The sequence below is a fragment of the Bradyrhizobium sp. CFUWI genome, from assembly GCF_056429085.1.
Map to the genome: position 1 here is coordinate 1 of NZ_JBWJZE010000164.1, position 469 is coordinate 469.

General features: G+C 60.1%; 1 protein-coding gene. It reads right to left on the minus strand.

Annotated features, from left to right (window positions below):
- The coding region (locus AC066S_RS39225) for a chromate transporter (RefSeq protein WP_478271965.1) at window positions 1-348 on the minus strand (348 nt) is incomplete at its 3' end.
- Window positions 349-469 lie beyond the last annotated feature (121 nt).

Consider the following 469-nt stretch of genomic DNA (forward strand, 5'->3'; position numbering starts at 1 on the left):
GGCAAACCCCAGGGCAACCACCATCAAAAAAGATGGCAGCACAAACGCCAAGCCAACCAGCGTTGCGCCCCACAAGCGGAAATGCACATATCCCAGGTAGATCGCCAACTGCGCCGCCAAAGGACCCGGCATCAGCTGAGCCAGGGCCATGCCTTCCTTGTAGTCAGCATCCGAAATCCAGCCGCGTTGCTCCACCAGATCGCGGTACATGTAGCCGACCAGTGCCACCGGGCCGCCAAAGCCGAAGGTGCCCAGGCGTAGCATGTAGCGCACCAGTTGCCACAGCGTGTAGCTTGGAACAGGCTCCGCGCTGGCATCGGGTGCTGCCGCTATCTTGAGATCGTTCATGTTCATTCCTGAGGTGGTGAGGTACTAAGGCTTGCGATGGGTCGAGAAATGGGCATGGAGCGAATCCAGCACGCCACCCACATCGACCAACAGTGCGTCGTCGTCCGGCCAGCGCTTGCGT